The organism is Streptomyces sp. NPDC020801 (assembly GCF_044334385.1).
GTDB lineage: Bacteria > Actinomycetota > Actinomycetes > Streptomycetales > Streptomycetaceae > Streptomyces.
The window spans coordinates 307448-330598 of sequence record NZ_JBIRST010000001.1; the positions used below are offsets into that span (position 1 = coordinate 307448).

General features: G+C 73.1%; 17 protein-coding genes. 8 read left to right on the forward strand and 9 right to left on the reverse strand.

Annotated elements, in window-relative coordinates; genetic code table 11:
* Position 1: 1 nt before the first annotated feature.
* Together ACH4UM_RS01515 and ACH4UM_RS01520 are read right to left on the reverse strand one after the other, a co-directional pair.
* Positions 2-241 carry a hypothetical protein gene (locus ACH4UM_RS01515; protein ID WP_398172344.1) on the reverse strand — a complete coding sequence of 80 codons (240 nt, stop codon included), beginning with the start codon at positions 239-241 and terminating at the stop codon, positions 2-4.
* A complete protein-coding gene (locus tag ACH4UM_RS01520) occupies positions 228-1853 on the reverse strand; it encodes a PspC domain-containing protein (protein ID WP_398172346.1) in 1626 nt (541 codons plus the stop codon). The genes ACH4UM_RS01515 and ACH4UM_RS01520 overlap by 14 nt, the downstream gene beginning before the upstream one ends.
* 198 nt (positions 1854-2051) lie before the next feature.
* On the opposite strand from ACH4UM_RS01520, the gene ACH4UM_RS01525 reads away from it, so the two are divergent.
* Together ACH4UM_RS01525 and ACH4UM_RS01530 are read left to right on the forward strand one after the other, a co-directional pair.
* Positions 2052-3341, forward strand: a complete 1290-nt coding sequence (locus tag ACH4UM_RS01525; RefSeq protein WP_398172348.1) for a PspC domain-containing protein — start codon at positions 2052-2054, stop codon at positions 3339-3341.
* Positions 3341-4084 (forward strand): LuxR C-terminal-related transcriptional regulator, encoded by a 744-nt coding sequence (locus ACH4UM_RS01530; protein WP_398172350.1) that lies wholly within the window; start codon positions 3341-3343, stop codon positions 4082-4084. The genes ACH4UM_RS01525 and ACH4UM_RS01530 overlap by 1 nt, the downstream gene beginning before the upstream one ends.
* Before the next feature lie 42 nt (positions 4085-4126).
* Here ACH4UM_RS01530 and ACH4UM_RS01535 read toward each other — a convergent pair whose 3' ends face one another.
* Positions 4127-5191, reverse strand: coding sequence for an NlpC/P60 family protein (locus ACH4UM_RS01535; protein WP_398172352.1), 1065 nt, complete (start codon positions 5189-5191; stop codon positions 4127-4129).
* A gap of 430 nt (positions 5192-5621) precedes the next feature.
* Here ACH4UM_RS01535 and ACH4UM_RS01540 point away from each other — a divergent pair, with 430 nt between their 5' ends.
* Complete coding sequence (locus ACH4UM_RS01540) at positions 5622-5975, forward strand: hypothetical protein (protein ID WP_398172354.1); 354 nt, start codon at positions 5622-5624, stop codon at positions 5973-5975.
* Between the two features lie 21 nt (positions 5976-5996).
* Here ACH4UM_RS01540 and ACH4UM_RS01545 read toward each other — a convergent pair whose 3' ends face one another.
* The gene (locus ACH4UM_RS01545) at positions 5997-6974 is read right to left on the reverse strand and encodes a tellurite resistance/C4-dicarboxylate transporter family protein (protein ID WP_398172356.1); all 978 of its coding nucleotides are present in this window, start codon (positions 6972-6974) and stop codon (positions 5997-5999) included.
* Positions 6975-7000: 26 nt separating this feature from the next.
* Positions 7001-8257 (reverse strand): C40 family peptidase, encoded by a 1257-nt coding sequence (locus ACH4UM_RS01550; protein ID WP_398172358.1) that lies wholly within the window; start codon positions 8255-8257, stop codon positions 7001-7003.
* 286 nt (positions 8258-8543) lie between these two features.
* On the opposite strand from ACH4UM_RS01550, the gene pcrA reads away from it, so the two are divergent.
* Positions 8544-11036, forward strand: coding sequence for a DNA helicase PcrA (gene pcrA / locus ACH4UM_RS01555; RefSeq protein WP_398172360.1), 2493 nt, complete (start codon positions 8544-8546; stop codon positions 11034-11036).
* A 57-nt stretch (positions 11037-11093) separates the two neighbouring features.
* Here the strand turns inward: pcrA and ACH4UM_RS01560 are convergent, their stop codons facing one another.
* Both ACH4UM_RS01560 and ACH4UM_RS01565 read right to left on the reverse strand, forming a co-directional pair.
* Positions 11094-12587: a M23 family metallopeptidase gene (locus tag ACH4UM_RS01560; protein WP_398172362.1), complete on the reverse strand. Its 1494-nt coding sequence runs from the start codon at positions 12585-12587 to the stop codon at positions 11094-11096.
* 309 nt (positions 12588-12896) lie between these two features.
* Complete coding sequence (locus ACH4UM_RS01565; protein WP_398172364.1) at positions 12897-13763, reverse strand: lipase family alpha/beta hydrolase; 867 nt, start codon at positions 13761-13763, stop codon at positions 12897-12899.
* A 569-nt stretch (positions 13764-14332) separates the two neighbouring features.
* On the opposite strand from ACH4UM_RS01565, the gene ACH4UM_RS01570 reads away from it, so the two are divergent.
* Positions 14333-14749 carry a cobalamin B12-binding domain-containing protein gene (locus ACH4UM_RS01570; protein ID WP_398173548.1) on the forward strand — a complete coding sequence of 139 codons (417 nt, stop codon included), beginning with the start codon at positions 14333-14335 and terminating at the stop codon, positions 14747-14749.
* Positions 14750-14832: 83 nt separating this feature from the next.
* Here the strand turns inward: ACH4UM_RS01570 and ACH4UM_RS01575 are convergent, their stop codons facing one another.
* Positions 14833-16464, reverse strand: a complete 1632-nt coding sequence (locus tag ACH4UM_RS01575; protein ID WP_398172366.1) for a DUF5691 domain-containing protein — start codon at positions 16462-16464, stop codon at positions 14833-14835.
* Between the two features lie 255 nt (positions 16465-16719).
* Positions 16720-18072 (reverse strand): SWIM zinc finger family protein, encoded by a 1353-nt coding sequence (locus tag ACH4UM_RS01580; RefSeq protein ID WP_398172368.1) that lies wholly within the window; start codon positions 18070-18072, stop codon positions 16720-16722.
* A gap of 134 nt (positions 18073-18206) precedes the next feature.
* On the opposite strand from ACH4UM_RS01580, the gene ACH4UM_RS01585 reads away from it, so the two are divergent.
* The 3 genes from ACH4UM_RS01585 to ACH4UM_RS01595 all read left to right on the forward strand — a co-directional run bounded on the left by ACH4UM_RS01585 (position 18207) and on the right by ACH4UM_RS01595 (position 23119).
* Positions 18207-19370, forward strand: a complete 1164-nt coding sequence (locus ACH4UM_RS01585; RefSeq protein WP_398172370.1) for an AAA family ATPase — start codon at positions 18207-18209, stop codon at positions 19368-19370.
* A gap of 174 nt (positions 19371-19544) precedes the next feature.
* Positions 19545-21941: a DUF5682 family protein gene (locus tag ACH4UM_RS01590; RefSeq protein WP_398172372.1), complete on the forward strand. Its 2397-nt coding sequence runs from the start codon at positions 19545-19547 to the stop codon at positions 21939-21941.
* On the forward strand, positions 21938-23119 hold the full coding sequence (locus tag ACH4UM_RS01595) for a VWA domain-containing protein (protein ID WP_398172374.1): 1182 nt from the start codon (positions 21938-21940) through the stop codon (positions 23117-23119). The genes ACH4UM_RS01590 and ACH4UM_RS01595 overlap by 4 nt, the downstream gene beginning before the upstream one ends.
* The last annotated feature ends 32 nt before the right edge of the window (positions 23120-23151 follow it).

Consider the following 23151-nt stretch of genomic DNA (forward strand, 5'->3'; position numbering starts at 1 on the left):
CTCAGCCCGCTCCCTCCGTCCGGGCCTCGCCGGCCCTGGTACGGCCGGCCCGGCGCCTTCGCACGGCCCGGTTGAGGACCGCGACCGCGCCCGCCAGGCACAGGCCGCCGACGACCAGCGGGACCGCCACGAACCACGGGGTCTGCCAGGCGCCGCCCGCATCGCCCGCGTAGACGACGCCCGCGACCGCCAGGACGACACCGGCCACCAGCCTCCCGGGCTGGAACTCATGACGCAGCACGGCTCACCTCCGCCTGTCCCATTCCGACCTTCAGGTCGAGGTCGAGTGTTCCGGCGCCCTTGTCCCCGGCCGCCGTCGGCAGCGTCACCTGCTGATACCTGCCCGGGGCCACGTCGACGTCCTTGGAACTGTCTCCCGGCAACTGGATGTCGCCGACCCCCACGTCGATGGCCGCCCGAACGGTCACGCCCCGGGGGACGATCACCCGCAGCCGTCCCAGGCCCACCTGCGCCCGCGTGGACAGCGTCTGCCCCTTGTCCAGGTGTATTCGGGTCAGGTCCAGGGTGGCCTCCCCCGTGCCGAGGTCGTAGGCGCGCTGGACGTCCGCCGTGGCGGCAGGCCGCCAGGTCTGGCGCATCCAATGGGTGCCGATGTCCTTCGGTAGCGCCGCCGAGCCGGTGAGCAGGGCCGCGGTGACCAGTGCCAGCAACACCGACCCCACGCCCGTGCGCCCCAGGAAGGCGCTCACCGCGATGCCCAGGCCGAAGACGGCGAGCGCGCAGGCCAGGCCCGTCTGCAGACTGGTGCCGAGCGGGTGGTCCTCCCAGGTGAGACCGGTGCCGAGGCCGCCGGCGAGCAGGGCGAGCAGAAAGACCCAGCCGCCGATCCAGCGCGGGCCGCGCGGGCGGGGCGGCTCGGTGCGCGGGGGCCGTGTCTCCTGGCTCCCGTAGCCGCCGAGGCTGATGTTGACGGCCGCGGCGATGTCCCTCTCGCGCGAGTCCCCCGGCCCCCACAGATAGCCCGTGCCGCCGACATGGGTGCCGTCCTTGACGATCGGGTCGCGCCACCAGGACGGGTAGGCGGTGGGGACCGGCGGGGCCTGGGCCTCGGGCGGGGCGTCGGCGACGGCCTGGGCGGCCAGCGGATCGGGGTCGGGGGCGCCGCGGTGCTGCGACCAGTAGCCCGCGCCCGCGAGGAGCAGGGACAGGACGACGGCGAAGGTGAGCACGCTGGCGTTGCTCAGCATGGACAGGAACACCCCGCAGCCGACCAGCGCGAACAGCACGGCCGCCAGGGCCTGCCCGTCCACCCGGCCGGTCAGCAGCTTGCGCACCTCGTTCTCGTCCTCGTCCTCGTACGGCACGAAGAGCCACGCGAAGCCGTAGAAGATGAGACCGATGCCGCCGGTCGCGGCGAGCACGGCGAGCGTGATCCGGAAGATCACCGGATCCATGTCGCACTGCCGGCCCAGCCCCGAGCAGACCCCGCCGATCAGCTTGTGCCGCCGGTCCCGCCGGAACCTCGGTGAGCCCTCCGAGCCCTCCGCGCCCTCCGCATGCTGGGCGGATTCCGGGCCCGCCGCGGCCGTCGCGGCCGGGTCCGGTCGATCGGCCGCCCCCGCAGCCCCTGTCGCGCCTGTCGCCCCCGTTCCCCCTGTGCCCCCCGTTCCGCCCGTCCCCGCCGTCCCCGTCACACTCGCCTCTCCGCCGGGGCGGGCCCGGCCGGCCGCACCTCGCTGTCCGCTTGTCTCCCGCGCGCCCGCCCGCTCGTGCGCGCGCGGTTCCTCACCCGCACCCGGGCCGTGCACGGGGTCCCGCGGTCCGGCGCCCGAGCCCGAGCCCGGGCCGGACCCGGGTCCCTGCCCCGTCGCGGCGTGCTGGTGATTCGTCATGCGTCCATGGTGACGGGCGCGCCGCCGCGGCGGCAGTCGGGACGACCCTGGCCGAACCCTGATTCGCCCCTGAGCCGCCGCCGGGGATTCGTTCGACAGACGCCCCGGGCCGGAAGCGCGGGGCGTTTTGGAAGATCAGGGGAGTCTCGGGGGCGGACCCTGATGCCCTCGTCCCGCAGGCGTGTGACCATCAGTGGCATGCCGGAAGCCGCAGCACCGCCCCTGGAGGACCCGCGGCCGCCGCGCAAGCTCTACCGCAGCAGCGACGGACGCTGGCTCGGCGGAGTGGCGCGGGGCCTCGCCGGGCACCTCGGGCTGCCGGTGGTCTGGGTGCGGCTCGTCTTCGTCGGCCTGTTCATGGCCGACGGCCTCGGCGCGCTGCTGTACGCGGCCTTCTGGTTCTTCGTGCCCCTGGGCGTCGGCGGCGTGGGCGGCCAGAAGCCGCCGTCCCTCGTCACCACGGAGACCTCGCCGGACGGGCGGCGCAGGATCGTCGCCCGCAAGCCGGACAAGGGCCAGATGGTCGCCCTGATCCTCATGGTCGTCGTGGCGATGGTCTTCGTCGGCAGCGTCAATCTGGGCAGCGGCGCCAAGGCGTACCTCCTGCCGGCCGTCCTCGTCGCGGCGGGCGTCGCCCTGGTCTGGCGCCAGGCGGACAACGCCCGCCGGGCCCGCTGGGTCGAGGTCGGTCGCCGCCGTCGTACGCTCACGCTGCTGCGCGCCGGCGCGGGCGTCCTGCTGGTCACGGCCGGGGTCTCCGCCATCTTCGTGCTGCAGGGGTCCGCCGCCCACCTCGGCTCGGTGCTGCAGGCGGCCCTCGCGGTCATCGTCGGCATAGCGCTGCTCGCCGGGCCGTACCTGGTGCGCATGACCCAGGACCTGTCCGAGGAGCGCCTGATGCGCATCCGCGCCCAGGAGCGCGCCGAGGTCGCCGCCCACGTTCACGACTCGGTGCTGCACACCCTGACCCTGATCCAGCGCAACGCGGAGAACGCGGGGGAGGTGCGCCGCCTCGCCCGTGCCCAGGAGCGCGACCTGCGTGCCTGGCTGTACAAGCCCGAGGGCAACGGCAAGGACGAGGCCGACGAACCGACCACCCTCGCCGACGCGGTGAGGCGCAACGCCGCCGAGGTCGAGGACAAGCACGGCGTCCCCATCGAGGTGGTCGTGGTCGGCGACTGCCCGCTCGACGAGCGCGTCGGAGCCCAGATGCAGGCCGCGCGGGAAGCCATGGTGAACGCCGCCAAGTACGGTGGCGAGGGCGGCGCGGTGCAGGTCTACGCCGAGGTCGAGGGCAGGACGGTCTTCGTGTCCGTCCGGGACCGCGGCCCCGGCTTCGACCTCGACGCGATACCCGCCGACCGCATGGGCGTCAGAGAATCGATCATCGGCCGCATGGAGCGCAACGGGGGCACGGCCCGGCTGCGTGCGGTGCCGGACGGCGGCACGGAGGTCGAGCTGGAGATGGAGAGGGCGGAGAACACGTGATGAGCGACCCGACCGAGACGAACGGGACGGCGGGAGCGGAGGCGGTGCAGGCGGACGGGGCCGCCGGCGGCGGTACGGGCGGGCGGCATGTGCGCGTGGTCCTCGTCGACGACCACCGCATGTTCCGCACGGGAGTCCAGGCCGAGATCGGCCGGACCGAGCAGACCGGCGTGGAGGTCGTCGGCGAGGCCGCGGACGTCGACCAGGCGGTCACGGTCATCACGACGACCCGGCCCGAGGTGGTCCTCCTCGACGTCCACCTGCCCGGGGGCGGCGGGGTCGAAGTGTTGCGGCGCTGCGCCGCGTTGATGGCCGACGCCGAGCGGCCCGTCCGCTTCCTCGCGCTGTCCGTCTCGGACGCGGCGGAGGACGTGATCGGAGTGATCCGCGGCGGGGCGCGAGGCTATGTGACCAAAACGATCACCGGCGCCGACCTCGTCGACTCGATCTTCCGGGTCCAGGAGGGCGACGCCGTCTTCTCCCCGCGCCTGGCCGGTTTCGTCCTCGACGCCTTCGCCTCCACCGACGCCCCGCCGGTGGACGAGGACCTCGACCGCCTCACCCAGCGCGAACGCGAGGTGCTGAGGCTCATCGCCCGTGGCTACGCGTACAAGGAGATCGCCAAGCAGCTCTTCATCTCGGTGAAGACGGTGGAGTCCCATGTCTCGGCGGTCCTCAGGAAGCTCCAGCTGTCCAACCGCCACGAGCTGACCCGGTGGGCGACGGCACGCAGACTGGTCTGAGCCGGACGGTTGCCGGGCTGCCTTCCGCAGCACCTGCCCCGCTCACGCCACCCGGGCCGCCCCCGCGAACGGCATCTCGTCGATCGGGGCCAGGCGGACCGGGGCCGAGGGGTTCGGGGCGTGGATCATCCGGCCGTTGCCGACGTAGATGCCGACGTGACTGATCCCGGAGTAGAAGAAGACCAGGTCGCCGGGGAGCAGTTCGGACCGTGAGACACGGCGGCCGGCGTCGATCTGGGAGTAGGTGGTGCGGGGGAGCGAGATCCCGGCGGAGCGGTAGGCCGCCTGGACCAGGCCGGAGCAGTCGAAGGCGTCGGGCCCGGTCGCGCCCCACACATAGGGGCTGCCGAGCTTGTCATAGGCGTAGGCGACGGCCGCCGCCGCGCGGGAGTTGGGTGCCGCGACCGATCCCGGAGCGCCGGGCGCGTCGCCGGCGGAGCGGTAGGCGTGCGCCGCGTCCCCGTCGTGGCCGATCGCGGCACGCTGCTCCGGGGACAGCAGCGACAGCAGCCGCCGGGCCTCGTCCAGCCTCCCGGTGACCGTCTTTCTCTGCCGGCGCAGCTCCGCCTGCCGGGATCTGAGCGACGTCAGCTCGATGTCCGCGACCCCGCGCAGCCGCTCGATCTCCCTGAGTTGCTGGCGTACGCGGGTCACGGCGGCCGACTGCCGGACACCGGCCCGCTCCGCGAACTCGGCACCCTCCAGGTACTGCCGGGGATCGTCGGACAGCATCAGCCGCACGGCGGGGTCGATCCCGCCTTCCCGGTACTGCGCCGCCGCGAGCGAACCCAGCGCCTCGCGCGCCGAGTTGAGCCGCTCCTGCCTGCGCGCGGCCTCGTCGCCCAGCGTGCTCAGACGCCGCTCGGCCGCGTCCGCCTTCTCCTTCGCGCCGTTGTACTTCTCGGTGGCGGCCTCCGCCTCCTGGTACAGCTTGTCCACCCGGGCCCTGACCTGACCCGGCGTCGGCTGTGGTGCGGCGTGCCCGGTGCCGTCGAACCCGGCCGTCGTCGCCGCGCCCGCGAGCGCGATCGTGACGGCCGTACGGGCGGTGTTTGCGCCGATCGAACGCTGTCGGGGCTTGCGGTGCGCTGCCACGTGGACCGTCACGTCCCTTCGTCCGGCCGCCGGGGCGGGGGCACGTCCGGCGGCGGCCCACACAGGGGGAGAGGGCCGCCGCCGGACCTTTTCGGCGGTGGTGCCCGACTGCCGCCCCTGGCCCGGGCGGCGGTGGGGAGCCGGTCACCTGGGGGAGGACGCTAAACCTGTCCGTGTCGGCTCGGTGACGCCATGTACGCAACTGGCGCGAGGGGACCGCCGGGTGACCGCATGTGACCGTGATCCAGGCGCGGGGTTGCCGTCTTCGCGCGGGGCGATGACCGATGCGGCGGTTTCTGCCGCAGGTGGGGCAGGCCGGCTGCTATGGGCCGCATATATGCGTCGATCGGTATCCGTCGGCGCGTGCGGGTGACCGGCCGGCACCGCAGGCGGCCGGGGCCGGTGTCAAGGGCCCGCAGGTCCCTGATTAGGCTCCGGCCTCATGGACGTACTCATCCATCTCTTCGTCGGCCTGCACATCATCGGCATCGCCGCGCTGCTCGGCGGTTTCCTCACCCAGATGAAGGCGATGGGCCAGGGCACTGCCCGGTTCGTCCCCGGGATGCTGCACGGTGCGCTGACCATGCTGGTCACCGGCGTCATCCTGGTCGGCCTCAACCAGGCCGACGGTCATCACGTCAACACCATCAAGATCGGCATCAAGCTCGCGCTGCTGATCGTGATCCTCGGCCTCGTCTATGTGAAGCGGGACGACGAGAAGGTGGACAAGGGTCTGTTCGGACTGGTCGGGCTGCTGACCATGACGAACATCTTCATCGCCGTGCTGTGGACGTGAGCCCGGCGCGCGAAGCCGGACTCAGCGCGCGGCCCCCCGCGCGGTGAGCTCGCCGCGCGCGTCCGCGACCGCGCCTGCGGCCACGGCGAGCCAGGCCGCCATCGCGATCCACAGCAGTGCCTCGCCCGGGCCCCGGAGCCCCGGGACGACGAGGGCTGCGGCGACGGACAGCAACGCCGCCGCCGACATGCCCATGGGGAACACGGTTGACCAGCGGCGCTCGTCGTAGCCGAGCCGGGGCCGGACCAGCTCGGCGACCAGCAGGACGGCGTACCAGCACAGGTCGAGCACGACCAGCCCGACGGTCGTCGTGCGCAGGACGCCGTTGTCGTCGTTGTTCCACAGATACATGCCCGCGTTCCCGGCGGCGATCAGCTCCGCCGAGGCGAGGGCCGAGATCGCCAGCGCTCCGCCCGCAACCCACTGGTCCCCGTGCCCTTCGACCACCTGCCGCAGGTCGAAGCAGGTCAGCGCGAAGACGTAGAGCGCCAGTCCGAGCCAGAACATGACCAGCGCCGTGTGCGCCAGCCAGGCCGTGGCCACCGCCTTGGCCAGCGTGGCACCCAGCACGGCGAGGCCCTCCGTGGCCACGCAGCTGAGGAACACCAACCCCGGCATGGGCCGTCTGCAGTGCGGTACGACCAGCACCATCAGCCCCGGCCACAGCACCACGGCCAGTGCCAGCAGTGCCTCGGCCAGGGTCTGCCGGCCCAGCGCCGAGAAACCGGTCCCCAGCACGGTCGTCGCGGCCACGGCGTTGAGGGCGCCCGGCGCGCCCGCCTCGGCCCTCCACCGCGACCGGTCGCGCAGCAGCCGCACGGCGAAGTCGGCGGCCAGCGCCAGCCAGCCGACGCAGGCCACCGCGAGGACCACGAGCGACAGCAGCGCGTAGCCCGCCAGATACAGTCCGACGGACACGATGCCGGTCGCCATGACGGCCGCCCCGGCCGTGGGCAGGCGCTGCGCCAACCAGGCGCAGAACGGGGACGTGGCGGGCATGGCCCCGATGCTAAGGATCTTCGGCGTCAGGCCGGGCGCACCACGCTGTGGACCACTGACGCGACGTTGTGGTGGACCGGCTCCTCGCGGACATGGGTGCCGGGCCTCGGGGCGTGGATCATCAGGCCGTCACCGGTATAGACGCCGACGTGGTTGATGTGGCTGGTGTGACCGGGGGAGCCGCCGTGGGCGTCGTCGTGGAAGAACACGAGGTCACCGGGGAGCGCCTCGGACAGCGGTACCGTCCTTCCCGTACGGGCCTGGGCGTGGGTCCTGCGCGGGAGGGTGACACCGGCGGCCTTCCACGCGGCCTGGACGAGGCCGGAGTTGTCGTACGAGCCGGGTCCCACCGCGCCCCAGACGTACGGCTTCCCGATCTGCGCGCGGGCGAAGGCGAGGGCCCTCTCGGCCCGGGTGGCGCACGAGGAGTCCGACGACGATGACGATGACGACGACGAAACGGCCGGGGAGGGCGATGCGGTCGGCAGCGGTGGGGTGGCCGCCGATGGTGGGGTGGTCGGCAGCGGTGGGGTGGCCGGCGACGGTGGGGTGGTCGGCAGCGGTGGGATGGCCGCCGATGGTGGGGTGGTCGGCAGCGGTGGGGTGGCCGGCAGCGGCGAGTTGGCCGACAGCGGTGGGGTGGTCGGCAGCGGCGAGTTGGCCGGCGACGGTGAGTCCGTCGGATTCGCCAGCAGTTCGCGTGCGGCGGCCAGTTTGCGCTGGACGGCGGCCTTGGCCGCCTTGATGTCGTGCGGCGACCCGGACGGCGGCTCGGGGCTCGTGGCGGTCTCCGGCTGCTGCCGCCTGGTCCCGGACCGCTGTGCGATCTGGCCCTCGACCAGGCTCTTGCGGCGGGCGGTCAGCCTGCTCATCACCTGGGACTGGTCGAAGTAGCCCTGCGGGGTCTCGGCGAGCAGGGAGGCCGCGGCCTCGGGGGTGTCGGGGCCGGTACGGTTCTGGGCCGCGGTGAAGGCGCCCAGCATCTCGCGCGCCTTGGTGAGCATGTCCGTGCGCCTGGCGGCCCTCTCCCTGGCCGTGTCCTGCCTCTCGGGCGCCGACTCCGCGGCCGACTCCGCCCGGCGGTACAGGTCGTCGATCTTCTTCTCGACCTCTTCGGGGCTGGGCCGGGCGCCGCCGGGCCGGGCGTCGTCCACGGCGGGGGCGGCCGCGGTGGTCTGGGAGAACAGGGCCACCGAGGTCCGGGCGGCCGTGGCGGCCAGTGCGGGAGCGTGCAGATCTGCTACGCGCGTAACCGGGTGGCTCGTCTTGCGGTGCGACGCCAAGGGGGGCGGCTCCTTCCATCGTCCGCCTGCCGGCTCAGCGGTGGGGGTGGTGCGGCTCGACGGCACGGTAGCCAACTCGTGTGGCTTGTGTGAAGGTTGGTGTGCGATATGCCCGATACGTTTTCGTGACCTGCCGTCCGAGGGTGCGCCGGTGTAACGGTGCAGCTCCACAGCGTGGCCGACCGGCGGGCCGGCGGGTGGCCCCGGCCCAGGCCCGCTGCGGATCCGGTCATGTTCTTCGGGGCGGCCACGGGTTGTCAGTGGAGCGCCCTAGACTCGTAGAGCGATGAGCAGCCTCTTTGACGACAGCTTCCTGGCGGACCTCCAGGCCCCGCGTGGCCATGAGGAAGAACCGCCGCCGCCCGAGGACGATCACGCTCCGGAGCCGGTGCCGGACGATCTGTTCGGCGGGAAGTTCGACGTGCCCCCGGACCGGGACGCGTACGGCGCCGACGCGTACTACCGGGACGGCGCGCACAGGCCGGTCATGGATGCGGCCGACCTCCTGGAGGGGCTGAACGACAATCAGCGCGCCGCCGTCGCCCACGCCGGCTCCCCGCTGCTCATCGTGGCCGGTGCCGGTTCCGGCAAGACACGCGTGCTCACGCACCGCATCGCCTACCTGCTGGCCGAGCGGGGTGTGCATCCCGGCCAGATCCTGGCGATCACCTTCACCAACAAGGCCGCCGGCGAGATGAAGGAGCGCGTCGGGCAGCTCGTCGGCCCGCGGGCGAACGCGATGTGGGTGATGACCTTCCACAGCGCGTGCGTGCGCATCCTGCGCCGCGAGAGCAAGAGGCTCGGCTTCACGTCGTCCTTCTCGATCTACGACGCCGCCGACTCCAAGCGCCTGATGGCCCTGGTCTGCCGCGACCTGGACCTCGACCCCAAGCGCTACCCGCCGAAGTCCTTCAGCGCCAAGATCTCCAATCTGAAGAACGAGCTGATCGACGAGGAGGACTTCGCCGCCCAGGCCACCGACGGGTTCGAGAAGACCCTCGCCCAGGCCTATGCCCTCTACCAGTCGCGGCTGCGCGAGGCCAACGCCCTCGACTTCGACGACCTGATCATGACGACGGTCAACCTGCTCCGCGCCTTCCCGGATGTCGCCGAGCACTACCGCCGCCGCTTCCGGCACGTCCTCGTCGACGAGTACCAGGACACCAACCACGCCCAGTACGCCCTCGTACGGGAGCTCGTCGGCACCTCGGAGCACCCCGTGGACGTACCGCCGAGCCAGGACGACCTGCAGCCGGCCGAGCTGTGCGTGGTCGGTGACGCCGACCAGTCGATCTACGCCTTCCGCGGCGCGACCATCCGCAACATCCTCCAGTTCGAGGAGGACTACCCGAACGCGACGACGATCCTGCTGGAGCAGAACTACCGCTCCACGCAGACGATCCTCTCCGCCGCCAACGCGGTCATCGAGCGCAATGAGTCCCGCCGCCCGAAGAACCTGTGGACCAACGCCGGCGCCGGTGCCCGCATCACCGGGTACGTCGCCGACACCGAGCACGACGAGGCGCAGTTCGTCGCCGACGAGATAGACCGCCTCACGGACGCGGGCGACGCCAAGGCCGGCGACGTCGCCGTCTTCTACCGCACCAACGCCCAGTCCCGTGTCTTCGAAGAGGTCTTCATCCGCGTCGGCCTGCCCTACAAGGTCGTCGGCGGCGTGCGCTTCTACGAGCGCAAGGAGGTCCGGGACGTCCTGGCCTACCTGCGGGTGCTGGCCAACCCCGAGGACTCGGTCCCCCTGCGCCGCATCCTCAACGTGCCCAAGCGCGGCATCGGCGACCGCGCCGAGGCGATGATCGACGCCCTCGCCCAGCGCGAGAAGATCAGCTTCCCGCAGGCGCTGCGCCGTGTCGACGAGGCGTACGGCATGGCCTCGCGGTCGACGAACGCCGTCAGGCGGTTCAACACGCTGATGGAGGAGCTCCGCACGATCGTCGAGTCCGGCGCCGGACCGGCGACCGTCCTGGAGGCCGTCCTCGAACGCACGGGTTATCTGGCCGAGTTGCAGGCCTCCACCGACCCGCAGGACGAGACCCGTATCGAGAACCTTCAGGAACTGGCCGCCGTCGCCCTGGAGTTCGAGCAGGAGCGCGCGGAGAGCGAGCCGGGCACACTGGCCGACTTCCTCGAGCAGGTCGCCCTGGTCGCCGACTCCGACCAGATTCCGGACGAGGAGGACGGGTCGGGCGTCATCACCCTGATGACCCTGCACACCGCCAAGGGCCTGGAGTTCCCGGTGGTCTTCCTGACCGGCATGGAGGACGGCGTCTTCCCGCACATGCGTGCCCTCGGCCAGACCAAGGAGCTGGAGGAGGAGCGCCGCCTGGCCTACGTCGGCATCACACGCGCACGCGAGCGGCTGTACCTGACCCGTTCGGCGATGCGCAGCGCCTGGGGGCAGCCCTCCTACAACCCGCCCTCCCGCTTCCTGGAGGAGATCCCGCCGGTGCATGTGGACTGGAAGCGCACGGGTGGCTCGTCGCCCGTCTCCTCCGGTCCGGCCTCCGGTGTGGCGGCCTCGCTGTCGTCGTCCCGCTCCCGCTCGTCGGCGTCGGGCGCCTCCGGGTTCGCCACGCGCCGGGCGTCGGACAAGCCGGTGGTCTCCCTGGCGGTCGGCGACCGGGTCACGCACGACCAGTTCGGTCTCGGAACGGTGGTCGCGATCAAGGGCACGGGCGGCAACGCCGAGGCGACAATCGACTTCGGCGACGCCAAGCCGAAGCGGCTCCTGCTGCGGTACGCGCCCGTGGAGAAGCTGTAGCCGCCAGGGCGGACGAACCGGGACGCGCCCCCGCACTCGCGGGGACGCCTCTTGTGATCAGGTCGGGTCGAGACCGTGGCTGCGCAGCCAGGGCAGTGGGTCTATCGGCGATCCTCCGGCGGGCCTGACCTCGAAGTGCAGGTGCGGACCCGTGGAGTTGCCGGAGTTGCCGGAGTAGGCGATCGGCTGTCCGGCCTTCACGGTCGCACCGGAGGGGACCCGGTAGCTGGAGAGGTGGCAGTACCAGGTCTCCGTGCCGTCCATCGCGGTCACGATCAACATGTTGCCGTACGCGTTGTTCCACTGCGTGCGGACGGTGCCGTCGGTCGCGGCCATGACCGTGGTGCCGTAGGAGACGGGGAAGTCGATGCCGGTGTGCACGGACATCCAGTTCACGCCCGCCTGGCCGAAGTAGGCGCTGAGCCCTCGCTGCGTCACCGGCAGCACGAACTTGGGGCGCAGTCGCTCCTTGCGGGCCGCCTCCTCCGCCGCCTTCTTCTTCTCGGCCTCCTGCTGCGCCCTGAGGTCGATGCGCTCCTGCGTACGGCTGGCGCGGTCGGCGAAGTCGTCGGCGCCGGCGGACAGGCTCTGCAGCTGGGTGTCGAGCTTGTTGTTGGCGGTGGACGGCTGCACGGCGTGGGCGTCGGACGCCGACGCCGAGGTGTCCTTGCTGTCGTCGCTCAGGCCGCCCACGGAGGCGGCGGCGATTCCGGCGACGCCCATCACGCAGACCGAGGGCACGGCCACGGTCAGCAGCGCGGAGCGCCGGGCCGGGGGGCGGCGGCGGGAGCGGCTCGCACTGCGGGAGGACGCGCGCGAGACGACGGGGGGCGGGGTGACCTCTTCCTGGTCGTCGAGCAGCGGCGGGACGGTGGGCAGTTCGCCGGAGGCGGCCAACTCCCCTTCCGCGGCAGAGGCATCGCCGTTCGGTTGCGGCTCGGGGGCGTCGGCCTCCGGGTCCCAGGCCGGCGAGTCGGGATGCTGCTCGAAGCCGGCCGCGCCGTCGCTGTTCCACTGTGTGGCGTCGTAGGCACCGGTGTCGAAGGTGTGGGTGCCGAAGGTCTGGGTACCCCAGTCCCACTGCTGGGTGCCGTCTGCCACGGCAGCGCTCTGGTCGGCCTGGAGCCAGGCGGTGGCGTCCCACTGGCCGCTGGCCTCGGCGGGCGCCGACTGCTGTGGTACTGCGGCCAGTTGCTGGTACCCGCTCGCCCAGGAGGTCGTGTCGTAGACACCGGTGTCGTAGGCGGCCTGGTGCTGGGCCGCGTATGCGTCGTGGTTCAGGGTCTGGTGGCTGCCCGTGGACCAGGGGGCGGTGTCGTACGAGCCGGTCGCCTGGGCGCCGCCCCCCGGGAGGGTGCCGAAGAGGGGGTCGGTGGCGAAGTTCGCCGTGCCGTGCGTGCCGGTGTCAAAACCGGTGGCGTCGTAGTCGCCGTACGTGGTGAAGTCGCCGTACGTGGCTTCCTGCCCGCCGTACGACGCGTAGGACGTCGAGGCGGCATCGGAGGCCGGAGCCGGGGTGGTCACGCTCCCCGACGGGTGACGGTCGTTCACCGACTTCTCTTTCGCCTCGACAACAGGGGCTGCCAGAGCAGTGCGGCGACTGTACCCGGCGGTACGCGGGCGCGACAATCTTCGGCAGGTTTCCCGGAGGTGGGAAACGGGCATTCGGCCGTGTTTCGGCGGACTGCGGGCGCGGCTTTGGCTTTGTGTTCGAAGCCGTGTTCGACACCGATGGGTCAATGTGGTCGCCGACTCGGTGGTCCCGGACGGATGTTGCGCCCACGTTGCGCCCTTCCGTGCTCCTCCCGCAGCCCTCCCGCAGCCCTTCCTCGGTTCCTCGGTCCTGCCGCGGTCCCGCCGTCAGGCCACCGTCAGACCGCCGGTACACGCGGTGGCCGGGTCTCCCGGCCGTGCGGTGTCCAGCGCCTGCCGTATCCCGGTGGCGACCGCTGGGTGCACGGGCAGGGCAAGATGCCCGATTCCGCTCACCTGCACGTTCTGCGCCTTGAGGTCCGGATGATCGATGCAGGCCGACTCCAGCGGGTCCATCAGGTGGTCGAGATCGCTCCAGAAGCTGACGAAGTGCGTACGGCAGCCCGGCGCGGGGCGGGACAGCTCCTCGATCAGCTCCGAACCGGGGCGCATCTGGCGCACGATCGGGTGAGCGTTGGCCAGCGGCGCCACCCGGGTACCGGAGTGCGGGGTGCCGAGGGTGACCAGGGTGCGCACCCTCAGGTCGCCGCCGAGCCGCTGCACGTAGTAGCGGGCGATCAGGCCGCCGAGGCTGTGTCCCACGACGTCGACCTGGCTGCTGCCGGTGCGCTCGCAGATCTCGTCTATGTGCCGCCCGAGCAGCTCGGCCGCGATGCGGATGTCACAGGTCAGCGGCGAGTAGTTGAGGGACTCCACGCGCTGCCTGCCGTGCTGGGCGAGGTTGCGGCGCAGCAGGACGAACACCGAGCGGTTGTCGATGAACCCGTGCAGCAGCACGACCGGTGGTTTGGCCTCGGTGGGCAGCTGGGCGGCGCCGTCCGGCGCGGGAAGCGGGCAGGAGGGGCCGCGGCGCTCCTGGACGATGCCCGAGGGATAAAGGAGCAGGTGTCCCGCGAGGATCGCGAGCTCGAGGGCGGTCGCCTTCAGGAGGCCCAGTGACAGTCCCGCGAGTCTGGTCGGGAGCAGGCGCTGGCAGAGCGGAAGGATCGGGTCTGCGACGCTGGTGACCTTCATGGCCGACCTCCTGTCGGCACGCGGGAGGACAGCTCTGTCCCCCGTGTGCCCTCGTGGGCAGTCGCGGCGAAGACTGCCGACGCGGCATGAGCGGGGCACGCATGACGGGTCCGGCGTGCGGCGTGGGTGACGCCGATGAGGGGAGACGGTCCCCCGCCCGTGCGGCGGCGAGGCTCCCCGCTTTCGTGCCGTACCTGCCCTGTCTGCCCGTCCTGCCCCCGTCGATGCGCCGCACCACCGCGGCGCATGGCTCGCGGCGCGGTGGTGCGGCGACCTCGTTGCGGCTCCCGTGACGCTTGTTCCCCCTGCTCGAAGAGCACGGAGGAGTGTCCCACCGTGTGATTTCCCCCTCGGTCCGCACCGTGAAACTGCCGGTTGCGGGATGCTGGCGATAACGTTCGTTCACTTGCCCGGACCATGTGGTGCGGGGCGTCCGTCCCGTAGTGGCGTACCCGGTGCGGTGAGCGGCGGAATGCACGGCATGCGCGGTATTTCCGGCATGTTCGATGCGCTCGACATGTGCGGTACTTATCGGTACGGATGGATGTAGTCGCTTCATGGAGGCAGTGATGGGTGTGGCAGCCGGTCCGATCCGCGTGGTGGTGGCCAAGCCGGGGCTCGACGGCCACGATCGGGGCGCCAAGGTGATCGCGCGGGCACTGCGCGACGCCGGTATGGAGGTCATCTACACGGGGCTCCACCAGACCCCCGAGCAGATCGTCGACACGGCGATCCAGGAGGACGCCGACGCGATCGGCCTCTCGATCCTCTCCGGCGCGCACAACACGCTGTTCGCCGCGGTGATCGAGCTCCTCAAGGAGCGCGACGCCGAGGACATCGTGGTGTTCGGCGGCGGGATCATCCCCGAGGCGGACATCGCGCCGCTGAAGGAGAAGGGCGTCGCGGAGATCTTCACCCCCGGCGCCACCACCCAGTCGATCGTGGACTGGGTCCGGGCGAACGTCAGGCAGCCGGCGGACGCATAGCGGCTCCCGGGGCCGGCCGGGCGTCGGCGGCGTGGTCTGGGGGCGCAGCTCCCAGGGAGGCCCGCCCTGACCCGGGGCGGGGCTCAGCTCACCCCGGTGGAGGACAACTCGTCGGTCATCGCGGAGCGCAGCCGCAACGTCGTCACCAGCCGCTGGAACGCCTCCGCCCAGTACCCCCCGGCCCCCGGCGACGCGTCCTCGGCCTCGTCCGGCACGGCCAGCAGTGCGTCGAGCCGGCTCGCCTCCGCGGGATCCAGACACCGCTCGGCCAGCCCCATCACTCCACTGAAACTCCATGGGTAACTCCCTGCGTCCCGCGCGATGTTGAGCGCGTCGACCACCGCACGTCCAAGCGGCGCGGACCACGGCACCGCACACACCCCGAGCAGCTGAAACGCCTCGGACAGCCCGTGCGTCGCGATGAATCCGGCCACCCATTCGGCCCGCTCGCCGGCGTTCAGCGTGCCGAGCAGCTTGGCGCGCTCGGCCAGGGACACCGCTCCCGGCCCGCCGGCCCCGGGGGCCGCGGGCGCCCCGAGGAGCGCCCGCGCCCACTGCGCGTCCCGCTGCCGCACGGCCGCCCGGCACCACGCGGCGTGCAGCTCGCCCTGCCAGCCGTCCCGCACCGGCAGCGCCACGATCTGCTGCGGGGTGCGGCCGCCCAGGCGCTCCGGCCATGCCCCGAGCGGTGCGGCCTCCAGCAGCTGACCCAGCCACCACGACCGTTCGCCCCGTCCCGCCGGCGCCTTGGGCACGACACCGTCGCGCTCCATGCCCGTGTCGCACTCGTGCGGGGCCTCGACGACGATCGCCGGTGTCCCGCGCGTGTGGTCGACGGCCACGCAGGTCCCGGCCCGGGCAGCCGTCCGCGCGGCGAGCGCCGAGCCGGGCAGCGCCGACAACAGCTCCGCGGCCGTGGCCCGCACGTTGCGGCTGCGGTCGGCCAGGGCCTGCTCCAGGAACCCTTCGTCGTCCGGACCCAGGCCCGTCCGCAGCGAGTCGAGGAACATGAGCCGGTCCTCGGCGCGCTCGGTGGGCCAGGTGGCGGAGAGCAGTTCGCGCGCGGCGGCGGGACGGCGTGCGCGTATCGCGGCCAGCAGGGCGACCCGCTCCGCGAACAGGCCCTCCTCCCACAGCTGCCCGATCAGTTCCGTGTCCTCGGGGCCGGGCAGCGCGGCCCCGCCGCCGGGGGCCGCCCGCAGGGCGAACCGCCAGTCCGGGTTCAGCCGTGCCAGCCAGAGCGCGCGCGGGCCGGCGAAGGCCAGGGCGGCCGGGCGAAGGTCCGTGCGTCCCCGGGCGGCGTCCAGCAGCGCGGGCAGTGCCTGTGCGGGCGCCGCGTACCCGTGCGCGTTCGCGGCCGCGAGCCACTGGGGGAGCAGCTCCATGAGATCGGGCGCCGTGCCTCTGCGGCCGCCGCCCGCCGTACCGGGCCGGCCGGCCAGCAGCAGGGCGAGCCTGCGGGCCGCGGCGGCGGGCAGCGGCGGGCGCGGGTCCGCAGGGGCCGGCTCCGGGCGCTCGGCCGCTCGGGCCGGGCGCAGCCCCGCCCGTCGTCGCACGGTCTGCACGGCCGCCGCGTCCAGCAGCGCCACGGGCGCCTCCCGGCCGGGCGCACCGCCCGGGGGTGTACGGCGGTCCGTACCGAGCAGGGCGGTGGTGACCAACTCCTCCCAGGCGCCCGCGGCGGGCGCATCCACCGGGGCGGAGGTCCTGATCATGAGCTTCCTTTCCATTGCCGGGTGCCTGGGAATGGCTGAGGGGTCACCCTCGCCGGGTTTCCCGTGGGGCGGAACAAATGCGTGATACCGGTGAGAAAGGGCGGACGGGTGAGGTGTGCTCGTGGCCGGTGTGGTCCTTTCGGGTGAGGCTTCCCGCTGGACCGGCGGCGCCCCGCCATTCGCCGTGACGTCACCCCATTGCCGGACACGCGAAGCCCGCCATCGGGTCGGATGTCGCGGAGAGTATGCAGCTCATCAGCACAGTGTCACCAACTCTCCATCGTCTCGCGGCCATGCCGTCAGAGGCGTGAAGCCACGGTGGCCGCACTCGCCGAAAACCGTGACGGGCGCCCCGCCCGACAGCGCGACCAGCCGCCACAGGCCCGGACGGGTGCGGGCCACCGGAGTGAGGGGCAGCGCGGAGTCGGACCCGGCGTCGGCCAGCTGCCAGGACTCGCCGTCCGGGACCGGTACGACATCCCGCAGTGTCACCGGAACCGACTCCAGCCACGGGTCCGCGCGCAGCACCTCGCCGTACCGGGCGGCCGCCTGCGCCGTCGTCAGGCCGGGCGGACGTGTCCGCGTGGGCGCCGGGGGCGCGAATCGCTCGCCCAGCGCCCCGCGCAGCTGCCCGGCGCCCGGATACGCGGACACCTCAGCCTCCAGGGCCAGCCCGACCGGCAGCGCGAGCTCCGGGGCGCGGCCGGCGGCGCCGTAGGAGAGGAGCAGGGCCGTACGGCCGGAGCCGGCGCCGTGCAGCCAGATCCTGCGGGTGGTCAGCTTCGCGTCCGCGGTGTCGTACTGGGCGAGGACGAGCCAGCTGTCCCGCACAGGCGGTCCGTCCGCGGAGCCGGGCAGCCCGACGCGGGAGCGGACCGTGGCCGCCAGCCCCTCCGGCAGCCGGTCGCGGCGCAGCCAGCCCTGGTCCAGCAGATGCAGCAGCGCGCACTCCTCCAGCAGCCGCACCGGCCAGCCCGGCCCGGACGACGGGATCGCCCCCAGTTCACGGACGCGTGCGGCCAGTCCCGGCGCCTGCGCGTCGACCATGCGGGCCGCCGTCTCCTCCCACAGTGCGTACCCGGTCTGCTCGGCCGTGGCCAGCCCGCCGCGCAGCAGGTCGGTCAGGCGCCGCTCCAGCTCCGTCGCTCCCGCGCTGATCCGCTCGGCCCGGCGCTCGGCCCGGCGTCGCGCCTCCGGATCGACGGAACCGGCCCCGGAATCCGCAGCCCCCGCCGCCTGCCTCTGCGCGGTCCGCCTTCTTCGGCCCGCCATCCACTGCTCGGCCCAGTCCGGCGCCCGCCCCGGCGGCACGGCACCGTCCTGGCCCGCCCAGAGCAGGAGCAGCCCGAGCGCGTGCTTGCACGGGAACTTGCGGCTGGGACAACTGCACCTGTACGCCGGACCGGCCGCGTCCGCGATGTCGACGACCGTCTGATACGGCCTGCTGCCACTGCCCTTGCACAGCCCCCACACCGTCCCCTCGTCGGAACTGCCCGCCTCGGACCACGGTCCGGCCGCGCCGAGTTTGCTTCCCGCTTTGCGTGACGCGTCGTCAGGCGCCAGTGCCAGCACCTGGTCCGCGGTCCAGCGCACCCCCTGCTGAGTCATGCCATCGAAGGTAGATCCCCCCACTGACAATCGGCCCTGGCGAGTGCGTTTGTGCAGGTCAAAACGCATTGTCAGTGCCGTGGTGCACGGTGGATGCCAGAACCGAACCGGCCGAGCTGGAGGGGGCCTCAGCCATGTCTGTGTCCGTCGAACCGACGCCCGTCGAACCGCGCCAAAAGCACTCCGCGCCCGCGAACACAGGTGCGGGGCAAGGGCAGTCGGAGGCGCTGCGGCCGCACGCCGAGGACGCCTTCGCCGCCGAACTGGCCGCGCTGGCCGCGCAGGACGACCGCCCGTGCCCGGCCCGCTGGAAGCTGTCGCCGTGGGCTGTTGCGACCTACCTCCTCGGCGGCACCCTGCCGGACGGCACGGTGATCACGCCGAAGTACGTCGGCCCGCGCCGCATCGTCGAGGTCGCGGTCACCACCCTCGCCACCGACCGCGCCCTGCTGCTGCTCGGCGTGCCCGGCACGGCGAAGACCTGGGTGTCCGAGCACCTGGCCGCGGCGGTCAGCGGTGACTCGACTCTGCTGGTGCAGGGCACGGCGGGCACGCCGGAGGAGGCGATCCGCTACGGGTGGAACTACGCGCAGCTGCTGGCACACGGCCCGAGCCGCGACGCCCTCGTGCCCAGCCCGGTCATGCGGGCCATGGCGCAGGGGATGACCGCCCGCGTCGAGGAGCTGACCCGCATCCCGGCCGACGTGCAGGACACGCTGATCACGATCCTGTCGGAGAAGACGCTGCCGATACCGGAGCTCGGCCAGGAGGTGCAGGCGGTCCGGGGCTTCAACCTGATCGCCACGGCCAACGACCGCGACCGCGGGGTCAACGAGCTGTCCAGCGCCCTGCGCCGGCGCTTCAACACGGTGGTGCTGCCGCTGCCGGAGACCCCCGAGGCCGAGGTCGACATCGTCTCCCGGCGTGTGGACCAGATCGGCCGCTCGCTCGACCTGCCGGCCGTGCCTGACGGCGTCGACGAGATCCGCCGTGTCGTGACCGTCTTCCGCGAACTGCGCGACGGCGTGACGACCGACGGCCGTACGAAGCTGAAGTCGCCGAGCGGCACGCTGTCGACGGCCGAGGCGATCTCGGTCGTCACGGGCGGCCTGGCGCTGGCGGCCCACTTCGGCGACGGCGTGCTGCGGGCGGGCGACGTCGCCGCGGGCGTCCTCGGCGCCGTCGTCCGCGACCCGGCGGCCGACCGTGTCATCTGGCAGGAGTACCTGGAGACGGTGGTCCGCGAGCGGGACGGCTGGAAGGACTTCTACCGGGCCTGCCGGGAGATGAGCGCGTGAGCGGCGAGGGGTGGCTGATTGGCATGGGGCGGCCGAGCGGCGAGGGGCGGTCGCCGGGCGGTGCGGCGCGGGCCCGCGCCGACGACGAGCCCAGCTGGACGGGAGGACGAGGCGGCCGGTGCGCACGAGCAGGACGAGGGGCGCGTGGTGGACGTGGGGGACGAGGGGGACGGTGTGACAGGCGTTGAGGAGCCGTCGCCGTCAGGGAGCCGCCGGCCCGGCGCGGGGCCGCTGCTGCTCGGGGTCCGGCATCACGGTCCCGGGTCCGCGCGGGCGGTGCGGGCGGCCCTGGATGCGTCACGGCCTGGGGTGGTGCTGATCGAGGGGCCGCCGGAGGCCGACGCGCTGATCCCGCTCGCCGCCGGCGAGGACATGCGGCCGCCGGTCGCCCTGCTCGCCCACGCCGTGGACGAGCCCGGCCGCTCGGCCTTCTGGCCGCTGGCCGAGTTCTCCCCGGAGTGGGTCGCCGTCCGCTGGGCCCTGGCGCACGGCGTCCCGGCCCGCTTCATCGACCTTCCGGCCGCGCACACACTGGCGTGGGGGAAGGCAGACGAGACCGCTGCGACTCCACAGCAGAGCCCCCCCGAGCGCCCGGCCGGCGGGGGCCCGCCCGGCGCCGAGGTGCGCCTCGACCCACTCGCCGCCCTCGCCGAGGCCGCCGGGTACGAGGACCCCGAACGCTGGTGGGAGGACGTCGTCGAGCACCGGGGCGTGGGGGAGGGGGACGCGTCCGCGCCGTTCCTGGTCATCGAGGAGGCCATGGGCGCGCTGCGGGACGCCCACGGCAGCGGGGGCCACGACCGGGACCTGGTGCGGGAGGCGCACATGCGGCTCCAGTTGCGGGCAGCCGAGCGTGAGTTCGGGGACGGCGTCGCCGTGGTGTGCGGGGCCTGGCATGTGCCCGCGCTGCGGCAGCAGGCCGCCGTCACCGCCGACCGGGCGCTGCTGAAGGGCCTGCCCAAGGTCAAGGCGGACATGACGTGGGTGCCGTGGACGCACCGCAGACTGTCCCGGGCCGGCGGCTACGGCGCGGGCATCGACTCCCCGGGGTGGTACGCCCATCTGTTCCACGCGCCGGACCGGCCGGTCGAGCGGTGGCTGACCAAGGTGGCCGGGCTGCTGCGCGCGGAGGACCGGCCCGTGTCCTCCGCGCACGTCATCGAGGCGGTGCGGCTGGCGGACACGCTCGCGGCGATGCGCGGCCGTCCACTGCCCGGGCTGGGCGAGACCACGGACGCGGTGCGCGCGGTGATGTGCGACGGCTCGGACGTGCCGCTGGCGCTGGTGCACGACCGGCTGGTGGTCGGCGACGTCCTGGGCGAGGTGCCGGAGTCCGCGCCCGCGGTGCCCCTGCAGCATGACCTCGCCCGCCTCCAGCGCCGGCTGCGGCTCAAGCCGGAGTCCTCGGAGCGGGAGTTGGAGCTCGACCTGCGCAAGGAGACCGACGCCGGCCGCAGCAGGCTCCTGCACCGGCTGCGGCTGCTGGGCATCGGCTGGGGCGAGCCCGTGGCCTCGCGGGGCAGCACGGGCACGTTCCGGGAGACATGGCGGCTGTGCTGGGAACCGGAGCTGTCGGTGCGGGTCGCCGAGGCCGGGGTGTGGGGCACGACCGTGCTCACCGCGGCGACCGCCAGGGCGGCGGCGGACGCCATGGGCGCGCAGGCCCTCGCCGAGGTCACCGGGCTCGCCGAGCGCTGCCTGCTCGCCGAACTCCCGGACGCACTGCCCGTGGTGATGCAGGTGCTCGCCGACCGGGCGGCGCTCGACGCGGACGTCGGGCACCTCGCCCAGGCGCTGCCGGCCCTGGTCCGCTCCCTGCGCTACGGCGATGTGCGCGGCACCGGCACCGAGGCCCTGGCCGAGGTCGCCGGAGGGCTGGCCGAGCGGATATTCGTCGGTCTGCCCCCGGCCTGCGCCGGACTGGACGCGGACGCGGCCGAGGAGATGCGGCGCCATGTGGACGCGGTGCACGGAGCCGTGGCCCTGCTGGGCGACACCCCGTTGACCGGGCGGAGCGACCTGCGCACCCGCTGGCGGACCGTGCTGCGGGTGCTGTCGGGCAGGGACACGGTGCCCGGGGTGGTCCGGGGACGCGCGGTGCGGCTCCTGCTGGACGACGGGGAGATCGAACAGGACCTGGCCGCACGGCTCATGGGGCTTGCGCTGTCGCCCGGCACGCCGCCGGCGGAGGCGGCCGCGTGGATCGAGGGCTTCGTCGGCGGCGGGGGCGGGATGCTGCTCGTGCACGACGAACGGCTGCTCGGGCTGCTCGACGCCTGGCTGACCGGAGTGCCGGCGGAGGCGTTCACTGACGTACTGCCCTTGCTGCGGCGCACCTTCTCGGCGTACGAGCCCGGGGTACGCAGAACACTCGGCGAACTGGTCCGCCGCGGCCCGGGGCAGGGCGGCGGCCCGGCCGGTGCCGCGGCGGCCGGTGCCGCCGGCTTCGGTACGGGCCTCGACCAGGAGCGTGCGGAGGCCGTACTGCCGGTGCTCCGGCTGCTGCTGGGTCTGCAGGACGCCGCGTCCGAGGAGAAGAGCGGCGACGAACTCGCGGGGGTGGCGGGATGACGGTGGGGGAGAGGCACGGCGTGGCGGAAGCGGACCCGGCGCGGGAGCGGTTGCGGCGCTGGCGGCTGGTACTGGGCGCGGACGCGGCCGACGGCACCGGATGCGCGCTGTCCGGACGGGACGCGGCGATGGACGGGGCACTCGCCGCGCTCTACGGCAAGGGGGACAAACCGGGGACCGGGCGGGACCGTTCGGCGGGACTCGGGGCCTCGGCGCCGTCGGTGGCGCGCTGGCTCGGCGACATACGGACCTACTTCCCGTCCTCCGTCGTACAGGTCATGCAGCGCGACGCCATCGACCGGCTCGGGCTGGCCACGCTGCTGCTGGAGCCGGAGATGCTGGAGGCCGTGGAGGCCGACGTGCACCTGGTCGGCACGCTGCTGTCGCTGAACAAGGCGATGCCGGAGACGACGAAGGAGACGGCACGGGCCGTCGTGCGCAAGGTCGTCGAGGACCTGGAGAAGCGGCTGGCCACCCGCACCCGGGCCACCCTCACCGGCGCCCTCGACCGCAGCGCCCGCGTCAGCCGGCCCCGCCACCACGACATCGACTGGAACCGCACGATCGCGGCCAATCTCAAGCACTACCTGCCGGAGTACCGGACGGTCGTGCCGGAGCGGCTCATCGGCTACGGGCGGGCCTCCCGGTCCGTGAAGAAGGAGGTCGTCCTCTGCATCGACCAGTCGGGTTCGATGGTGGCATCCGTCGTCCACGCCTCAGTGTTCGGGGCGGTGCTGGCGTCCATGCGGTCGATCAGCACCCGGCTGGTCGTCTTCGACACGGCGGTCGTCGACCTCACCGACCAGCTCGACGACCCGGTCGACGTGCTCTTCGGCACCCAGCTCGGCGGCGGCACGGACATCAACCGGGCCCTGGCGTACTGCCAGTCGCAGATCACCCGCCCCACGGAGACGGTGGTGGTGCTGATCAGCGACCTGTACGAGGGAGGCATACGGAACGAGATGCTGAAGCGGGTGGCGGCGATGAAGGCGTCGGGAGTGCAGTTCGTGACGCTTCTCGCGCTCTCCGACGAGGGAGCGCCCGCCTACGACCGGGAGCACGCGGCCGCGCTTGCGGCGCTCGGGGCACCGGCGTTCGCCTGCACGCCCGACCTGTTCCCGGAAGTGATGGCGGCGGCGATCGAGAAGCGTCCGCTTCCGATACCGGACGCCGCGTGACGAAACCGCGTGACGAAACCGCGTGACGAAAC

Coding starts and splice junctions, on each gene's coding strand:
- ACH4UM_RS01520 (WP_398172346.1), bottom strand. CDS start 1,853: ATGACGAATCACCAGCACGCCGCGACGGGGCAGGGACCCGGGTCCGGC.
- ACH4UM_RS01525 (WP_398172348.1), top strand. CDS start 2,052: ATGCCGGAAGCCGCAGCACCGCCCCTGGAGGACCCGCGGCCGCCGCGC.
- ACH4UM_RS01530 (WP_398172350.1), top strand. CDS start 3,341: ATGAGCGACCCGACCGAGACGAACGGGACGGCGGGAGCGGAGGCGGTG.
- ACH4UM_RS01540 (WP_398172354.1), top strand. CDS start 5,622: ATGGACGTACTCATCCATCTCTTCGTCGGCCTGCACATCATCGGCATC.
- ACH4UM_RS01545 (WP_398172356.1), bottom strand. CDS start 6,974: ATGCCCGCCACGTCCCCGTTCTGCGCCTGGTTGGCGCAGCGCCTGCCC.
- pcrA (WP_398172360.1), top strand. CDS start 8,544: ATGAGCAGCCTCTTTGACGACAGCTTCCTGGCGGACCTCCAGGCCCCG.
- ACH4UM_RS01565 (WP_398172364.1), bottom strand. CDS start 13,763: ATGAAGGTCACCAGCGTCGCAGACCCGATCCTTCCGCTCTGCCAGCGC.
- ACH4UM_RS01570 (WP_398173548.1), top strand. CDS start 14,333: ATGGGTGTGGCAGCCGGTCCGATCCGCGTGGTGGTGGCCAAGCCGGGG.
- ACH4UM_RS01575 (WP_398172366.1), bottom strand. CDS start 16,464: ATGATCAGGACCTCCGCCCCGGTGGATGCGCCCGCCGCGGGCGCCTGG.
- ACH4UM_RS01580 (WP_398172368.1), bottom strand. CDS start 18,072: ATGACTCAGCAGGGGGTGCGCTGGACCGCGGACCAGGTGCTGGCACTG.
- ACH4UM_RS01585 (WP_398172370.1), top strand. CDS start 18,207: ATGTCTGTGTCCGTCGAACCGACGCCCGTCGAACCGCGCCAAAAGCAC.
- ACH4UM_RS01595 (WP_398172374.1), top strand. CDS start 21,938: ATGACGGTGGGGGAGAGGCACGGCGTGGCGGAAGCGGACCCGGCGCGG.